We start from the raw sequence: 16,534 nt of genomic DNA, 5'->3' as shown, positions 1-16,534 counted from the left end.
TCCTAAAGCAGATCCGCAAAGGGTTGAATAAATACAGTTTCACCTGCATTCACGGCTTCTGCATCATCCCCTATGATGATGAGGCAATTCCCTTTAACCATTGAACTTAACATCCCAGAACCTTGGTTGCCCGTGCTACTCACGTGCAGACGTCCATCTTTACCAAGCTGATAAATCCCGCGAATATATTCGGTGCGGCCTTGACGGCTTCTTAGTGTTTCATCACTTATTGCAGGGAATAGCTGCGCTTGCCAGTTCACTTCACCTGCTAATTTTCGTAAAGCGGGCTGCACAAATTGCAGGAAAGACACCATGACTGCCACAGGGTTGCCCGGCAGTCCGAAGAATAAGCTGTCATTCACTTTACCAAAGGCGAGTGGCCGACCCGGACGCATGCTAATGCGCCAGAAATCAATTTTTCCGAGGCGTGTAAGCACGGTTTTGATGTAGTCCGCATCGCCGACAGACACACCACCAGAGCTAATGACGACATCGGCAAGGTTGGCGGCTTTAGCGAGAGTTGCTTCAAGGGCGGCTTCAGAATCTTCGATAATGCCTAAATCAATAACGTCACAACCGAGACGTTTTGCCATCGCTTTGATGGTAAAGCGGTTTGAGTCATAGATGCAGTTAGCTTTGAGTACTTCGCCAGGCTGGCTCACTTCATCGCCGGTGGAGAATACTGCAACAGTTGGGCGGCGATATACACTCAGGTGATTGAGTCCAAGTGAGGCCAGTAAACCTTGTTCGGCGGCGCTTAGGCGAGTGGCTTTTGCGAGTGCGACTTGGCCTTGAGCAATATCTTCTCCTGCTAGGCGAACGTGTTGGCCAGAAAGAATGCGGCCTTCAAAGCTAACAATGCCATCGACTTCCTTGGCAAGCTCCCGGGGCTGTACTGTATCAGCACCTGCTGGCACTGTTGCGCCCGTCATGATACGCACGGTTTCGCCGACTTTAAGCGTGGCCGAATATTGATGACCGGCAAGAACCTCTCCCACCAATTTTAAGGTGGTAGGCATGGGGTCTTGATAGACAAAGGCGTAGCCATCCATCGCCGAATTGGTTTGTTGTGGCACGTCGACGGGAGAAATGCTGTCGCTGGCCAGTACGCGGTTATCTAAGGCGTCTAACTCAATGTCTTCAATCTCTGCCACGGGTGAAACATGGGACAAAATTTGCGCTAAACCTTGGCTGACGCTGAGGTTTTTATTGTCGCCTATGGCGCAGGTATCCACGGCCGAAATGGGGTATTGGAGTGGCGCTTCCCAGTTTTGGGTGTACTCCATCACAAAATCGGCAATCTGGCAGACATTGTTGAGATCGAGTCGGCGCAGCTCACTAGGAAGTGCGTCGCTGGGCAATTGAGTATCGTCGCAACAGGCGATGGCGAGGATATTCTCATCTTGGGTGTAGATAAAAGGTTTGCCGTGGGCGGCGCGGTGCAATTCAATCTTAGGTAAGGCAAGTTTTTTAAAGCCTTCGACGAGGACGATATCGACTTTGTCGGCTTCGATTTGCTTGAGTAAATGGACTAACTCAGGATCGCCATCGCGCGCATCTTCTGTCATCAGCGCCCAGCGTACATGGGAGGCGACCAGCATTTGTCGTGCGCCCGCTTTACGCATTTCGTAACTGTCTTTGCCGGGAATATCTACGTCGAAATTATGGTGGGCATGCTTGATTACGGCTAAGCGCAGGCCACGTTGATTTAATTCGGGGATCAATTGCTTGAGTAAGGTGGTTTTCCCCGTGCCACTGTAGGCACAAAATCCGAGAACGGGAATAGCGAGCGGATTGACGAAGGGGTTACTCATTTGCACCTCTAATTTGGGTTATTGGAGCCTTTTTAGCTATTGGGTGATTTCTATCGCTAGTCGTTGTTTTTGTTCTGGCGTATTCACATTCACAAAAGCATTGGGCTGGTCGGCGAATGTCGCTACGACGAAGTGATGTTTGATATACCAAAAGTCCACTTTACGCTCTCCCGCCTCAAGAAACGCTCTCATTGAGTCACGTAAGCTAGGTTTTAAGAGTAAAACAACGGGTTGTTCATACTCACCGTCACTGGCGACAGCAATCTCGGCTTTTTCTGCTTCAATCGCTGCCAACATACGCGGAACAAGATCAAGAGGCAGGAGTGGACAGTCGCAGGGTACTACCAATAAGTAGTCTGCATCTGTTTGGCCCATAGCGGTGATCATACCCGCTAAAGGTCCGAGGAAACCACTATGCTCATCACTTATCACCTTAAAACCGAACTCAGCATAACGTGTTTGGTTACGATTTGCGTTGATCAGGATCTCCTTAACCTGAGGTTTTATTCTATCTATTGTGTGCTTAATCATGGCTTCGCCGTTTAATTCGACGAGACCTTTATCGTCGCCACCCATGCGACGGGCCATGCCACCGGCGAGAATAACGGCATCAATTTGCGATGACATACAAAGGCTCCTGTGCTGGCAAAGATTCAGGCTGTTGATAAGAGGTCATCACGCGCTCACCTTCTATGTGCCACTGTTGTTCGCAGATGGCGGTTAGCGCGCAATTCTGATGGCTACTCAGTAACATTCCTGTGCCTTCGTGTTTGAGTTGTTGGATCATTTTTAATACTAGCTCTTGGGAATCCTTGTCCATATTGGAGGTGGGTTCATCGAGCATTAACAGTTTAGGTTGTAGGATCCAAGCGCGCGCAATCGCGAGGCGCTGTCTTTCGCCGCCAGAGAGATTACTGGCCCTTGCGTGCAGCAGCGACCCTAGCTGCGCCATCTCAATCGCTTGAGTAATCCGCTGTTTCGCTTTGGCTTTTGTTTCTGAGCTGAAATTCAGCCCATAGGTGAGATTATATTCCACTGTGCCGTCGAACAAATAAGGATGTTGGTGCAGATAAACGGCCTTACCTAACAATGGATTGCGTCGCCACCAAGCATTTTTGGCAAAACCGACAGCCTCAATATGGCCTTTGGTTGGTGGCATTAAGCCCGCCAGAATTTTCATCAAGGTTGATTTGCCTGTGCCATTGTCGCCTTGCAGATAAATCACATCTCCTTGGCAGAGCGATAATACGTCGGCTTTGAATAACAGGCGCGCGCCAAAGGACATTTCTACGTCACGGGCGATCAGTTTGACCTTAGTCATTGCTTAATGGCTCCTTGGCATGGCTTTGCCGCGTAAACTACCTAAGGCAAAGTTGAGGATCAAGGCCAAGATTAGCAGCACTAGCCCGAGGGCGATAGCTTGGGCGAAGTCACCTTTGCTGGTTTCAAGTGCGATTGCGGTAGGAATATTACGGGTCACGTTTAAAATATTGCCGCCGACCATCATAGAGCAGCCGACTTCGGTCAGAATGCGACTAAAGGCCGCGACAATCGCCAGCAGTAAGGGCATGCGCAGTTCTCTGCATACTGTCCACACTGCACGGCACCAAGAGGCACCTAAGGTGCGTGAGGTTTCCCAAGCTCTGCGATCAACGCTAGTGAATGCGGCTTGGCTCATTGCAATTAGCACGGGGGCACAGATGAACATTTGCCCGAGAATCATGCCTTCTTGGGTAAACAACCATTTTAGATCGCCCAGAGGACCGTTGCGCGTTAGCAGTAAATACACGAGTAGACCGATAACCACTGTAGGGATTGATTGCAGAGTTTGAACTAAGTTAGTGACTATCCATTTGCCGCGAAATGGCGCAAACGCCAACACAAAGCCGAGCACCATGGAAGGAACCAGCGTGATCAGCAGTGCCGCGAAAGAAACCGAAAACGAGATCGAAATGATGGACCAAACGTCAGGGTCTAAAGAAAACAGCAGGCTTAACGCCTGCTGTAATAGTGCTAGCCAGCCGTCGTTCATTCGCTATAAGTTGCCTTGAACAATTGCTCGCCTTCAACTTTGAAGCTGTTGATCATGCTTTGACCTTCTTTGCTGATCAACCAGTCGCTGAATGCTTTAGCGCCTTTGTGGTTCAGATCTGGGTATTTAGTAGGGTTGATGAGAATGACTTGGTATGGGTTGGCTAAGGTTTTGCCACCATCGAAATCAACGGCAAGATCGAGCTTAGTTTTATAAGCCACGAAAGTACCACGGTCAGACAGAGTGTAACCTTGCATTTCGTTTGCCATCAGCAGGGTTTTACCCATGCCTTGACCGACTGAAGTATAACCTTTGAAGTTAGGAGTAACATTTGCCGCTTTCCATACTTCTAACTCTTTGATGTGAGTGCCTGAGTTGTCACCACGAGAGATAAAAGGTACGCCTGATTTTGCCATTTTAACGAAGGCTTCTTCGGCCGTTTTGCTGTCACGGATTTTTGCTGGGTCGTTTTTAGGGCCAAGTACTACGAAATCATTTTCCATAATGCCACGGGGCTCAACACCAAAACCATCGGCTACGAATTTAGCTTCGGCGCTAGGCGCGTGAGTCATGACTAAATCCACGTCACCTTGCTCACCTAGTTTCAGGGCTTTACCTGTACCTGTGGCGATGACTTGAACCTTGTAGCCTGATTCACTTTCGAACTTAGGTAACAGTTCTTTCAATAGGCCTGAGTTTTCTGTGCTGGTGGTGGTGGCTAACTTGATAATTTCAGTCGCGTGAGCGGGTAAAACAGTGAACATACTGGCTGCAACAACCAGTCCCAGTAATGACTTCATATGAGATTTCATGTTTAGCATGGGTACTCCTTGGCGGAAAATAGGATTCCAACTCAAATGCCTACTGAGTGGAAGGTCTCGTAAATTGTAATACGTTCGGTTGAAAGCAAGTTAGATGCCAAGCTGAGAATGCGGTCATTTTCTTCACAGCTTAACCTAATTTGTGAGCTTGATCCCAAGCTTAACAAATACTCCACAGACAAATTGTCTCAGGACAAACTTCTGATGGTTCATAGTGACCTATTCATCTATTTTCAGTGCTAGAATTGGTCGCAAATGAGTCAAAATGTCCAGAAGCAGACAATATGAGCCAGATAGATAATAACCTCAAGCCTCTTCCATCGGCAGTATCGGTACTGATTGTTGATGATGAACCCGGAATGCGGAGTTTTTTAAATAAGGCACTCTCGAAGAAATTTGCCTTAGTCGAAACGGCGGGCAGTATCGAAGATGCTGAGCAGCTGCGTAGCCGTTGCCATTTCGATTTGCTTATCGTCGACATTCGTCTGCCTGGTCGTTCGGGTATCGAATGGCATGAAGCGTTGGATGAGCAGGGGCGTCGTTCGGACATCATTTTTATGACCGGCTATGCTGACATGGAAGTCGCGATTACCGCGCTACGCGCTGGTGCGTCTGACTTCATCATGAAACCTTTCCATCTCGAACAGATGATGACTGCGGTCGATCGCTGTATCGAACGTCGTCTGCTTAAACGTGAAAATTTGATGCTGCGTCGTGAGGTTTCCATCGGTTATTCATCGACCATTATTGGCAGCAGTGAAGCCATGAAGTCGGTGAAACATATCATCGAACGTGTGGCGTCGACCAATGCCGTCGTCTTAATCCAAGGTGAGTCGGGCACGGGTAAGGAATTAGTCGCACGGCAATTGCATTTGCTTAGTGGACGTCAGGGACCTTTTGTCCCAGTTAACTGTGGCTCTATCGCCCCTGAACTGCTCGAAAGTGAATTGTTTGGCCATACCGCCGGTGCCTTTACGGGTGCGAAAGGCAATCGTGAAGGTTTATTCAGTTTTGCTTCTGGCGGGACGATTTTTCTCGATGAAATTGGCGAAATGCCACTGAAAATGCAAACGGCTTTACTCCGAGTATTAGAGCAAAAAGCGATTCGTCCTGTGGGCAGCGAGAAAGAAGTTAACATCGATGTGCGAGTGATCGCGGCCACTAACCGTACTCTGATTGATGAAGTGGATGCAGGGAATTTCCGTCGAGATTTATATTATCGGCTGAATGTGCTCGATATTTTAATCCCGCCATTACGTGATAGACCCGAAGATGTCGTGGAGTTAACCCATCATTTCACTCGCCAACTTGCCGCTGAATTAGGGGTAAGAGAAGTCGTGTGGAGCCATGAAGATATGGTGAAACTACAGCAACACGAGTGGCCTGGTAACATTCGTGAACTGCGCAACATGATTGAGCGTTGTATTTTGCTGGGTAAACCGCCAGCGGAATATTGGAAGCAACAGCTGAAGAGTGAGTCTTTATCCACATCGGGTTATCCATTGGATTGGCCATTGAAAGACGTAGAAAAACACCATGTGACCAGTGTTGTGGACTTACATTCTGGCAATAAGTCTGCCGCGGCGAGGGATTTAGGCGTTTCGCGTAAGACCTTAGATCGCAAGTATAAAGAGTGGTTTGATTTTAGTGGCGAACAGGAGTCATAGGGTGTCATTCTTCACTCACTTTTTTGGTGTCAGTTGGCAGCAAATGCAGGCCAAGGTGCGCTATCGCATATTAATCCTGACGTTACTGCCCATTCTACTGACACTGGTGAGTTTAGTGTTTATCACTATTTACTGGAACATCAGTTATACAGGTAAGCAGCTGTTTATGAAGGTTAAAGCTGACTTATCTGTTGCCGAAAACACCTTGCAGCAAGTGCAAGTACGCCAAGAAAAACAACTTGAACGTGTGGTGACGTCTTGGACTTTTCAAAATGACTTTAGGCCACTTTTCAGTGGTAAAGAATTAAGTGGCGAAGTCAGCTACCGAGCCAGTATTGATGCTTTTCTTCTTGAACAGAAAAAACAGCTAAATCTCGATTATTTGCGTTTAGTTAGTGTTGCCGAAGCGGCCGCAGACCCCGATTTACGACAAATCCTTCCTAAGTTAGACGGTTTATTACCTTACTCCGGCTTGATGGTGCTGCCGCCCGAGCGTTTAGCACGTATCGACCCCGAATTGGCTATCACTGCGAGCATTCCGATAGTTGCAACCTTGCGGGCGCAGAGCCCCGTTAAAACCGTTGAAGAACGTGGTTTATTGAGCCGTAGCCTATTGCCCGTCCCTGATATGGAAGGCAAAGTGGCTTGGTATCTCGATGGTGGGATCTTGTTTAATCGCGATACTCGAATTGTCGACCACATTCGTGATCTGGTATACGACAAAGGCACCTTGCCCGAGCGTTCCATCGGCACTGTGACCATCTTCTTAGATAACATCCGTATTTCCACCAACGTGCCGCTGCATTTTTATCCCACAGGCAATGAGACGCTGGGCCGCGCGCTTGGCAGTTTAGTGTCGGAGGAAGTGAAAGATAAAGTGTTAACTCAAGGCGAGCAGTGGGTCGATCGCGCTTTCGTATTTAACGATTGGTTTATTTCCGCTTATGCCCCCTTGGAAGATGTTCGCGGCCAACGTGTCGGTATGATCTATACTGGCTTTTCTGAATCGCCATTTATCCATAATTATTTACTCAATATCATAGAGCTAGGCACGATTCTAATGTTAGTACTGTTGGTCTCTGGCCTGCTGGTTTATCGCGGCGCCTATAGTTTATTGCAGCCCATTGAACGCATTCACCATGTTGTACAAGCGGTGCAGTCGGGGCGCAATATTCGTATCGGCGCCTTAGGATTAGATAGGGATAATGAGTTATCGAACTTAGCTGAGCAGTTCGACAGTATGCTTGACTTACTACAGCGTCGAAATGCCCAAATTCAAGCGGCGGCAGAACAGCTTGAAATGAAGGTTGAAGAGCGTACTCGTAGCTTGCAGGATAAAACCTTAGAGCTGCAACGTAACGTGGCATTACTAAACGAAACGCGTCAACAGCTCGTCACTAACGAGAAGCTCACAGCTCTTGGCGAATTGACCGCAGGTATTGCCCATGAAATCAATAATCCGACGGCCGTAATTCTTGGCAATATGGAATTACTGCGCTACGAACTTGGTGATAATGCTGAAGTAGTAAAAGAAGAAATTGATCTAGTCATTCAACAGGTTGGGCGGATCAGCACTATCATCCGTAGCCTGTTGCAATACAGCCGACCTGGCGAATTCAACGCACCACTAGAAATGCATCCGATGACTCCTATTATCGAAGAAATGTTGGTGTTGGTGCGACATTCGATTCAAAAACAAGAAGTCGTGCTGATCACTGAGTTAAACGCCAGTTGTCCAGTACAGGTTAATCGTCCGCAGTTGCTGCAAGTCTTGATTAATCTTGTAGTGAATGCGGCGCATGCGATGGACGGTAAAGGACGTATTTGGGTGCGAACCTATGACTGGGTGCAGCAGGATATGCCGATTGGCGTCAAAATCGAAGTGGAAGATGAAGGCTCAGGGATAGCGCCAGAGCAGCTTGGACGGATATTCGACCCTTTTTATACCACACGTAAGGATGGCACTGGTTTAGGTCTTTCGCTCAGTTACGGCATTATCAAGCGGATTGGTGGCACGATAGAAGTGAGTTCAACTTTGGGTAAAGGGTCTTTATTTACCATAGGTTTGTATCATGAAGCGAAGGAAGATCAGCAAAATAATCCCTACGATGGCTTACACTTTGCGGGCAACTACAGCGATATGTCTGCAGATTAGTCTTATCCCGTTAGATAGACATTGTGTTGTATTTGGCTGATTAAGTTTGAATTAAAATATGTCGAGCGATTGCTGGCTTTGTATTATGTGGCTTTGCATTACTGATTTTTAGGCAAAAAAAAGCCGGATGATGAGTCCGGCCACAAAGAGTGTGTGTGAGCAATGTCGTGCTTGCAAACTCAGGAGCTCCATAACAACGTCGATTACCAGTCATCGTTGTTAAAGATGAGTTTTGGAACGCACGTTAACGATAATCATTCTCAATTGTGTTTGCAAGCTATTTATTGCAAAAAGTGCACATCTTTACAAATATCGTTTTGCCCTCATCCATTAACGGTTTAGATCGACTTGCACAGATACAGTTTATGATCGACTAAGCTTTTAGGATCGGCTGTCAGTTCAGTAATTAAATATTGATTACAGATCAATAAATTAAGCATCGCAGGAAAACGATTCATCGTTTTCACCTGAATATGATTATAGCCATGGCGGCGTGCCCAAGTTTCTTGATATTCGAGTAGACTCTGCGCTAAGCCTAAACGTCTAAAGTCGGATGCTACCCCACCCAACCAGCTGTAAAAGATGGTTTCTTCTTGCTCGTAACCCAGTTTAAAACCCGCAAGTTCACCTTCTACATATGCGACTAAGATCAAACATGTCTTGCCCTGTAAGCGCTGGTCTAACACTTCGTTTGTGAGTGGGTGATCGAGCTCTGGGATTTGTTGGCTAAGTTGGATAAGCTGAGCGGCTAACTCGGGAGTCAAACTTGACTCTGCTTTAATTTCAATAGAATACATAGTTTACTCTCATAAAAAATCAGCCCCACTCGCGCGTTAACAGGAGCAGGGCTGAGCTATTAACTGGTTAAATTATAACAGGTCTGGCCAGTTGGGTTAATCAGGAAATTGATTCTTGCGGATTGGCTCGCAAAATCTTGTCCTGTAAGACTTTTAGCAAAACACCGTATGCCGGTAGGAAAAGGCCTAAGCTCACGATTAGCTTAAAGCCGTAATCGACTGTAGCGATTTCGGGCCAATTGGCTGCCATAAAGCTATCGGAAGAGGCGTAAAAGGCGATACTAAAAAAGACTAAAGTATCGACCAGATTTCCGACTAAGGTTGAGGCGGCTGGGGCGACCCACCAAGAGCGACTGGCTCGAATACGGGCAAAAACCTTAATATCCATCAACTGACCAATCAAATAAGCCGCGAAGCTGGCAAAGGCAATTCGGAACACAAAGGTATTCCACTGTGCAAGTGAATCAGCACCTTGAAAGCTACCTTGATGGAACATCACTCCCATCACGTAGGAAATCATCAAAGCGGGAATCATAGCTTTGAGTATGATGCTGCGTGCGGCTTTTTGGCCAAAAATACGGACAGTGAGATCTGTGGCTAAGTACACGAACGGAAAGCTGAATGCCCCCCAAGTTGTGTGGTAGCCAAACAGTTGAAATGGCAATTGTACTAAGTAGTTGCTGACGCAAATAATCAGTATGTGAAATCCTACTAATAGGAATAAAGCGCGGCGAAGCTGCGCTGTGGTTAACATTAACATATGTGGCCTTTTTAGTTGTGTAGGGCGGGGTGAGGGAACCCGCTAATATTCAATTTATTATGTTTACGACTTTATTGCCGATGACTGCGTGCTGAAATCGGGTCGCCATTATAGTGGTCGAGTTTTAAGATGCAAGTCTGCTGTTTAAATGTGCACATAGAATGAAAACTCTTCTACACTTTGAATACGTCGAAGGAGGATAGCCATGAGACGATTTTTTGCTACTTTTTGCTTATTTTTAGCTGTGTTACCTGTATCTGTTTCCGCCGTTCAGCCGATAGTGGTCAATGTCGCAACGTCAACTTGGGAGGGATTTGCCAATCGTGATAAAACGGGTTACTACTTCGAGTTACTTCAGCGGATTTTCCCTGAGCCAGAATGGCAACTCAATGTACAGTTTATGCCTTTTGCCCGCAGTTTATATCTTGTTGAGCACAATCGTACCGATATCACGCTCAGCGTTTACAAGGGTGATATTAAAAAGGGGCTATTAACAGAGAATATGGTTGAAGTGGACTCTATCGATGTGGCTGTTACTGCCGAGGTGGCGGCAGGATGGACTGGTATTGAAAGCCTATCCCACAAGAAGGTTCAGGCCATGCTGGCCTACAGATACAATATGCTGACACCTGTGCCTATGTATTACGAAGAAAGTAGCGATATGCTGACTATGCTCAATAGCTTAAATGCTGGACGTATAGATGCCGTGCTAGATTACAAACCTAATTTGCTTACGTTTGTTTCTAAATTAAAGGCGCCACAAAATTTTGTGATTATTCAAGGCGTACTCAAGGCCGAAACCTATTTTGTTTTCGCTAACACCGAGAAAGGCCAGATGTTGAAACAACATTTTGACCTTGCACATAAGCGCTTAATCGATTCGGGTGAACAGGACAGGCTTTACCTTGAAACGATTGAAAAACGAAGGGCTGATGGCGCTGAATAGTCTTAATTTTTACTAGGCTTATTACATTTCGAATAGAATCGACATTATGGTTGCGAGTTTATTTTCAAGCTCTTGCCACTCAGCTTCGGGCTCAGAACCTGCAATAATTCCCGCCCCCGCAAATAGATTAATCCGACCGGGTTCGATCAGCGCACTGCGGATCGCTACCGAAAACTCACTCTCATATTTATTGAAATAGCCGCAGGCACCGGCGTACCAACCGCGAATATAACCTTCACGTTGACGAATAAAGTTTAGCGCTGAATACCGCGGCAAGCCGCCAACTGCAGGAGTAGGATGCAGGGCTTGTAACAGTTGGAAATCATTCACGCCCGGTTTCAATTCGGCTCGAATTGCACGGTGTAAATGTTGAATATGGTTCAGTTTAAAAATAGTCGCTAATTCATCGGCGCCAACATAATTGCTCAGCGGCGTGAGCATATTCACTATGTGACTGCGAACAAGTTGGTTTTCAACGCTATTTTTGTTGTCTTCTAATAAAGCGTTCGCCAGCGCAACATCTTCTTCTTGATTGAGACCGCGTACCGTTGTACCAGCAAGTGCCTCGGTAAATAGTTCCTGCTGACGGCGGCGGAATAAACGCTCTGGTGAGCAAGAGATAAAAGTGCGATCTGGGCTAAATTGAAAGCCAAACTGGAAACTATTGGGATTACGGCCCTGCCAGCAAGCCAGCACCATCCAAGGATCGATAGGTTCGTTGACTTCAAGTTGCGTTAAGCGGGATAACACGACTTTTGGGGTATCTTGATTGAACTTAGGATCCACCACTTGCTCGACTAATGTCTTCCAACGTTCAAAATCAGGTTTGTCACTGCGCCCAAGTGGAACGATCTTTTTAGGTGGCGAGAGTGGCTTAGCAGGCATGACGGCTTCGATAGCGCCGATGGCCTTATCTATCTCGCTATGGTGATCATTATCAGCAAAATTAAGATTCACTAATAGGCTAAATTTGTTACCACTGCGTCTAAATTCAATGCGCGGCAGGATAAAGCGGCTATTACCGAACTCAGGCCAAGACTCTATAGTGCGATCGAAGGCAACACCGCCATAGTAGCGAATATTCTGATTCGTCGATAAGGCTCGCTGCTCTTGGTAGGCCATGGCCAGTTGCTGATCATTGATTCCGGTTTCAAATCTAAAGTCTTTGCATGCCCCTATCGCCGCGACTTCTTCGATTCTGTCGCGCCCATGCCAGTAGATCCTTGGGTATTGAGTCTGGGATGCCAGCCATGAAATTAAAGGCATAGCGACAGTGTTTAGTGACAACTGCACTATCGGTTCCGTCGGTGGAACTTGCTTTAATTGAATGAGTTTGTCGATGAGAGACTTAAGGTCTTCAGACAGGGCATGAACGGGCAAATAGAACTCCAAAGATAACGGATGAAGGCGAAAGCTGAAGGTCACTCTGTCAGCGTCAGTAAATTCGACTCAGGTTAATGTCCTCTTTTACAAGCCATTTACCCGTAGTGATTTTAGTCTGTAAATAAGAATCTTTCGCTCAAATTAAAGGCCACGGTCGAGTGTGTCAAGATGTAAGGCCCTATCGTGTGACTTTCGCCATAGTCTCATTTTACGCTGATAAAAAATGTGACTTGAGTGGGTCTTTTTGTCGGGCAAGTCACCCTCGGTGGACATTTTGTCTCTTAGTCGCTAAATATACTTTCCCTTTGTCGTAATTAGTCGATCTAGGTTGGTTTTTAAACGTTTTTCGGTTGAGACAGAATAATCGCGGTCCACAATAGCTTGCACATCTTAAATTTTCTACGTGACAAGTTAGATGTCTATTAACGTATGACTCGCCGTGGGGAATGAAAGACGACTAGGGTGAAGCCTTGTCATAGGCTGTTCGTTAGATCTTTATAGGCAGATATAGCATGAAACTCTTAGATCTCGAAGGCGTTAGCTTCAACTATGGCAGCCAGTTACCGACGGTATTACAGGAAATTAACTTGGCGATTGGCACTGGCCAATGTCATTGCGTGAGCGGTCCTACGGGCTCAGGAAAATCGAGTCTGCTAAATCTACTGGCGGGCGTGTTAAATCGCCCGCATGAAGGTGACATCTGGCGTTATCCTCAATTGGTTACGGGTCTGGTAATGCAAGACCCACAAACTCAGCTACTAAGGCAAACCGTTGGTGCCGAGGTGGCTTTCGCCTTAGAAAACCTCGGTATTCCCGCCGAGCAAATGCTACCTAAAGTGCAATTAGCACTGCGGCGCGTGGGCTTGTATCTGCGCCTCGATACCCAAGTCAGCACGCTTTCCCTCGGTCAAAAATATCGCTTAATGATCGCCGCCCAACTAGTGTCAGAGCCGCATTTACTGTTGCTCGATGAACCTTGGGCACAACTCGATGATCACGGTGTGAGTGAGCTGCTGGTCGTGCTTCGCAATCTTATCCAAGATGGTATGGCGCTAGTATTAGTTGAGCATAACGCCTCGGCATTCGCCGAGATTATTCAGCATTATTGGCAGTTAGAGGCTGGCAAGTTGTCCGAAGGCATCTATACAGTGAGCGATGCGCCGCAAATTGAAGCGCCTGCGTGGCGACATCAAGCTAAATTTGAGCATTTAGGCAAAGTCTTGGTCAGTGCCGAAGCCTTTGATTTTGGGTTCGATGCTTGTCCCACGTTATTTGCGTGTCCACAAGGATTTCAATTGCAAGCGGGGGAGATAGTGACCTTAGTGGGCGACAACGGCTCTGGTAAAACGAGTTTATTGAAAACCATAGCGGGCGTGCACAGTTTAAGGCAGCGTCTTCCCCTTAAAGTGCTAGGGCGAAGGCCTAAATTGGGGATTTATGGCGCTGAATTGGGACTATTGATGCAAAGGCCGAGTCGACAATTATTCGAGTCTAACGTGCTAGCCGAAATGCAGTTTAGCCTTAGGCGCTTTGAGCTCCCCAAAGAGCGAGCGGTGCAAATGTTAGACGAGTTGGATTTATTTAGCTTAGCCCATCTGTCGCCCCACAAATTATCCTACGGCCAACAGCACTTGATTGCCTTAGCGTCACTCGCCTGTCTACGCCCTAAGGTGCTGCTTTTGGACGATCCATTGGCGGGGATGGATAAGCATTACTACGGCAAAGTGTGGTACTTGCTAAAGCGGTTAAGCTCCCAAGGTTGCGCTATTTTGCTCAGCACTCACAGAAGCATTGAACACAGCGCAGTGTCACGGCAACTGAGTTTACGTAATGGTTTATTGGTGGAAGAGTCAACTGAAATGGCTGAGCGTTATGTGGGGTAGTTGTGAGCTTTTCGCGCGTGAGGGTCGCAGGTTTTGAATGCCTAGCCCTTAGGCATTTGTTGAAATAATGAGAGATTGAAATGGGTCTAATCTACACCTTAAGCTCTGATTTCATCGTATCTTGTTTAAGCCCCTTTATTTACCAAGAAAGTCTATGGTGATTTTCTAATCCTCGTCTTAGAATGCCCCTCACGTCTGTTCTATAATAATCAAAAATAACAACAGAACATTTGAGCGTAAGTCGCTTTAATGTCGTATGGTTAAGTTGATATTTTATTCAGGCACATCATCCTTGGGGTTGTAGATATGAGTGAGTCGGCAGAATCAGTTGAACTTATCAAATTACCAGTGTCACAGCTGACATTGGGTATGTTTGTCAGTGCCATAGACAAAAATGATAAAGGTCAACTTGCTATTGCAAATGCAGGACAAATTAAACACAAGGATGCGATTTTAAAGTTAGCTAAAAGCGGTATTAAATTTGTTTGGGTAGACGCTGATCGTTCGGCTGAACATTGTGGGTTAAAGAAAAAAATCACTAACGATAATCAAACCGACAATAAAAAAGCGCTCATTAGCCGAGATAAGCAACAAGCTCAAGCTAAAGTCATGCTTACCGAAGCGAAAGACCTCATTCGTAAAGTCTTATCTGAGACCTTCGAAGGTAAAGCCATCGAAGTTGCCCCCTTCGAAGCGTTAGCCGATACCATGATAGAGTCAGTGATGTTGGATGCTGATGCGCTTAAATGTATGTCTGCACTCCGTTCAAAAGATGCCTATCTACTTGAACATTCAGTGAATGTCGCCTTTCTACTGGTTACCTTTGGTAAATACTTAAAGCTAGATCGCGTCATGTTACGGGAAATGGCGGTCGGCGGGATTTTGCACGATATTGGCAAGATTAAAGTCGACAATAAAGTGCTGCATAAGCCGGGCAAACTGACGCCGGAAGAGTTCGAACATATGAAGCTGCATCAAGTGTATGCTCTTGAAATTATGAACGAAACTAATGGATTGTCACAGATCAGTAAAGATATCTGCTTAATGCACCACGAAAAGTTAGATGGCAGAGGTTATCCAAGGGGTTTGAAGGGTGATGAAATCCCCCGCCATGGCCGTATGAGTTGTATCGTCGATATCTTCGATGCTTTGACAGCAACGCGATGTTATAAAGAGGCTATGAGCCCTGCCGCGGCCTTTAAAATTTTACTCAGTCTGACGCCATTCCATTTGGATCAAGAATTGGTCTATGAGTTTATTCGTTGTATTGGTGTTTACCCTGTGGGTTCCTTAGTTGAATTGTCGGATGGTCGTGTTGGTATTGTTTGGGCCTCGAAAGATAGGGATGCGCTACATCCAATCGTAAAGTGTTTTTATTCTTTAAAAGTAAAACGTTACACTGATGTCGCTATGGTGGATTTATTAAAATCTGAACTTTATATTGAACGCGGTGTGTCACCGAGTACATTAGATATCGATCCGACTCCTTTCTATTAATCTTCAAATCCTACCTTAAATACCGGTCATCTGAGTCGATGGCTGGTGTGAATGATTGCAGAGCCTGCGCTAAAAACCGTAAACTGAAAGTATTTCTCTGGTCGAGCAATGCTATGAACAGTGCTATGAAATCTCTATTTCCTATTTTTATCATTATCTTATCCTTGGCTTTGTTAATCCCTGGGGTGACTCAACCAATTTTGAGTATCAGCGGCAGTATCGATAAGGCCAAGCTGGCGGAACAAGGCATAGAGCAAGTTGCCCAAAGCTTTGATGAGGACTCTGGGCGTGACAGTGCCCGCGGTATGTTAAGCATGGTCAGTGGTTTGCTTGGGTTTAATAGTCTTAAAGGTGAAGTCCAAGTGTTGCAGAAGACTCGTAGTATTTGGGGAACAGTGACCGAGCTTTATCACTCTGGTAATGGGCTCGTCGCGGGATTAGTCATGTTATTCAGTGTGATAGTGCCAGCCTTGAAGTTGAGCTTAATGTTGGCACAGCAATGTGTTAGCTCGATTGGCCTGAAACTGAGGATTAATGCCGTCGTCAACGCACTCGCCAAGTGGTCGATGGCCGATGTGTTTGTGGTAGCGCTGATCATCACCTTTATGGCGGGGAACGCCTCAGGTGGCATGGGGGAAATGCTAAAAACCCAAGCGCAATTTGAAAATGGATTTTACTTCTTTACCGCTTACTGCATTTTATCGATCCTGAGTGGTTTTTTAGTGCGGCGTCCAACGCCAATTTTGTAGCTATTTTATAAGGCATCCCGACCTTAGCGA

The 16,534-nt window shown here is 46.4% G+C and carries 14 protein-coding genes; 6 read left to right on the top strand and 8 right to left on the bottom strand.

The window, feature by feature from the left end:
- Positions 1-2: 2 nt before the first annotated feature.
- Genes L5M40_RS12310 through L5M40_RS12290 form a run of 5 tightly spaced genes read right to left on the bottom strand, consistent with a single transcriptional unit; the run spans position 3 to position 4,667 of the window.
- Positions 3-1,814, bottom strand: a complete 1,812-nt coding sequence (locus L5M40_RS12310) for a bifunctional molybdopterin-guanine dinucleotide biosynthesis adaptor protein MobB/molybdopterin molybdotransferase MoeA (RefSeq protein WP_263176814.1) — start codon at positions 1,812-1,814, stop codon at positions 3-5.
- Positions 1,815-1,850: 36 nt separating this feature from the next.
- Complete coding sequence (gene mobA / locus L5M40_RS12305) at positions 1,851-2,441, bottom strand: molybdenum cofactor guanylyltransferase MobA (protein WP_263176813.1); 591 nt, start codon at positions 2,439-2,441, stop codon at positions 1,851-1,853.
- Positions 2,425-3,135, bottom strand: coding sequence for an energy-coupling factor ABC transporter ATP-binding protein (locus L5M40_RS12300; RefSeq protein ID WP_263176811.1), 711 nt, complete (start codon positions 3,133-3,135; stop codon positions 2,425-2,427). The genes mobA and L5M40_RS12300 overlap by 17 nt, the downstream gene beginning before the upstream one ends.
- Positions 3,136-3,138: 3 nt before the next feature.
- Positions 3,139-3,846: an ABC transporter permease gene (locus tag L5M40_RS12295; protein WP_105250740.1), complete on the bottom strand. Its 708-nt coding sequence runs from the start codon at positions 3,844-3,846 to the stop codon at positions 3,139-3,141.
- On the bottom strand, positions 3,843-4,667 hold the full coding sequence (locus L5M40_RS12290) for a substrate-binding domain-containing protein (protein ID WP_263176809.1): 825 nt from the start codon (positions 4,665-4,667) through the stop codon (positions 3,843-3,845). Before L5M40_RS12290 ends, L5M40_RS12295 begins: the two co-directional genes overlap by 4 nt.
- A gap of 284 nt (positions 4,668-4,951) precedes the next feature.
- Between L5M40_RS12290 and L5M40_RS12285 the strand changes: the two genes are divergently transcribed.
- Together L5M40_RS12285 and L5M40_RS12280 are read left to right on the top strand one after the other, a co-directional pair.
- Entirely contained in the window at positions 4,952-6,334 is a 1,383-nt protein-coding gene (locus L5M40_RS12285) for a sigma-54-dependent transcriptional regulator (RefSeq protein ID WP_263256700.1), read from the top strand.
- 1 nt (position 6,335) lies between these two features.
- A complete protein-coding gene (locus tag L5M40_RS12280; protein ID WP_105250737.1) occupies positions 6,336-8,489 on the top strand; it encodes a cache domain-containing protein in 2,154 nt (717 codons plus the stop codon).
- Positions 8,490-8,827: 338 nt separating this feature from the next.
- Here the strand turns inward: L5M40_RS12280 and L5M40_RS12275 are convergent, their stop codons facing one another.
- Together L5M40_RS12275 and L5M40_RS12270 are read right to left on the bottom strand one after the other, a co-directional pair.
- On the bottom strand, positions 8,828-9,286 hold the full coding sequence (locus tag L5M40_RS12275; protein ID WP_173248422.1) for a GNAT family N-acetyltransferase: 459 nt from the start codon (positions 9,284-9,286) through the stop codon (positions 8,828-8,830).
- A gap of 100 nt (positions 9,287-9,386) precedes the next feature.
- Positions 9,387-10,046 carry a 7-cyano-7-deazaguanine/7-aminomethyl-7-deazaguanine transporter gene (locus L5M40_RS12270; protein WP_263176808.1) on the bottom strand — a complete coding sequence of 220 codons (660 nt, stop codon included), beginning with the start codon at positions 10,044-10,046 and terminating at the stop codon, positions 9,387-9,389.
- A gap of 205 nt (positions 10,047-10,251) precedes the next feature.
- Here L5M40_RS12270 and L5M40_RS12265 point away from each other — a divergent pair, with 205 nt between their 5' ends.
- Complete coding sequence (locus L5M40_RS12265; protein WP_263176807.1) at positions 10,252-10,992, top strand: substrate-binding periplasmic protein; 741 nt, start codon at positions 10,252-10,254, stop codon at positions 10,990-10,992.
- A gap of 21 nt (positions 10,993-11,013) precedes the next feature.
- Here the strand turns inward: L5M40_RS12265 and L5M40_RS12260 are convergent, their stop codons facing one another.
- Positions 11,014-12,372 carry an isochorismate synthase MenF gene (locus L5M40_RS12260; RefSeq protein WP_131524435.1) on the bottom strand — a complete coding sequence of 453 codons (1,359 nt, stop codon included), beginning with the start codon at positions 12,370-12,372 and terminating at the stop codon, positions 11,014-11,016.
- Positions 12,373-12,887: 515 nt separating this feature from the next.
- On the opposite strand from L5M40_RS12260, the gene L5M40_RS12255 reads away from it, so the two are divergent.
- From L5M40_RS12255 to L5M40_RS12245, 3 genes are all read left to right on the top strand, one after another.
- Positions 12,888-14,258: an ATP-binding cassette domain-containing protein gene (locus L5M40_RS12255; protein ID WP_263176806.1), complete on the top strand. Its 1,371-nt coding sequence runs from the start codon at positions 12,888-12,890 to the stop codon at positions 14,256-14,258.
- Positions 14,259-14,564: 306 nt separating this feature from the next.
- The gene (locus L5M40_RS12250; protein WP_219251447.1) at positions 14,565-15,755 is read left to right on the top strand and encodes an HD-GYP domain-containing protein; all 1,191 of its coding nucleotides are present in this window, start codon (positions 14,565-14,567) and stop codon (positions 15,753-15,755) included.
- Between the two features lie 113 nt (positions 15,756-15,868).
- Positions 15,869-16,504 carry a paraquat-inducible protein A gene (locus L5M40_RS12245; protein ID WP_173248414.1) on the top strand — a complete coding sequence of 212 codons (636 nt, stop codon included), beginning with the start codon at positions 15,869-15,871 and terminating at the stop codon, positions 16,502-16,504.
- Positions 16,505-16,534: the final 30 nt, after the last annotated feature.

Origin of the sequence: Shewanella sp. SM68, from assembly GCF_025653925.1 — a bacterium.
Lineage (GTDB): Bacteria > Pseudomonadota > Gammaproteobacteria > Enterobacterales > Shewanellaceae > Shewanella > Shewanella oncorhynchi.
Note: the sequence above shows the minus strand (reverse complement) of the source record. Positions and strands in the feature narration are given on the sequence as shown.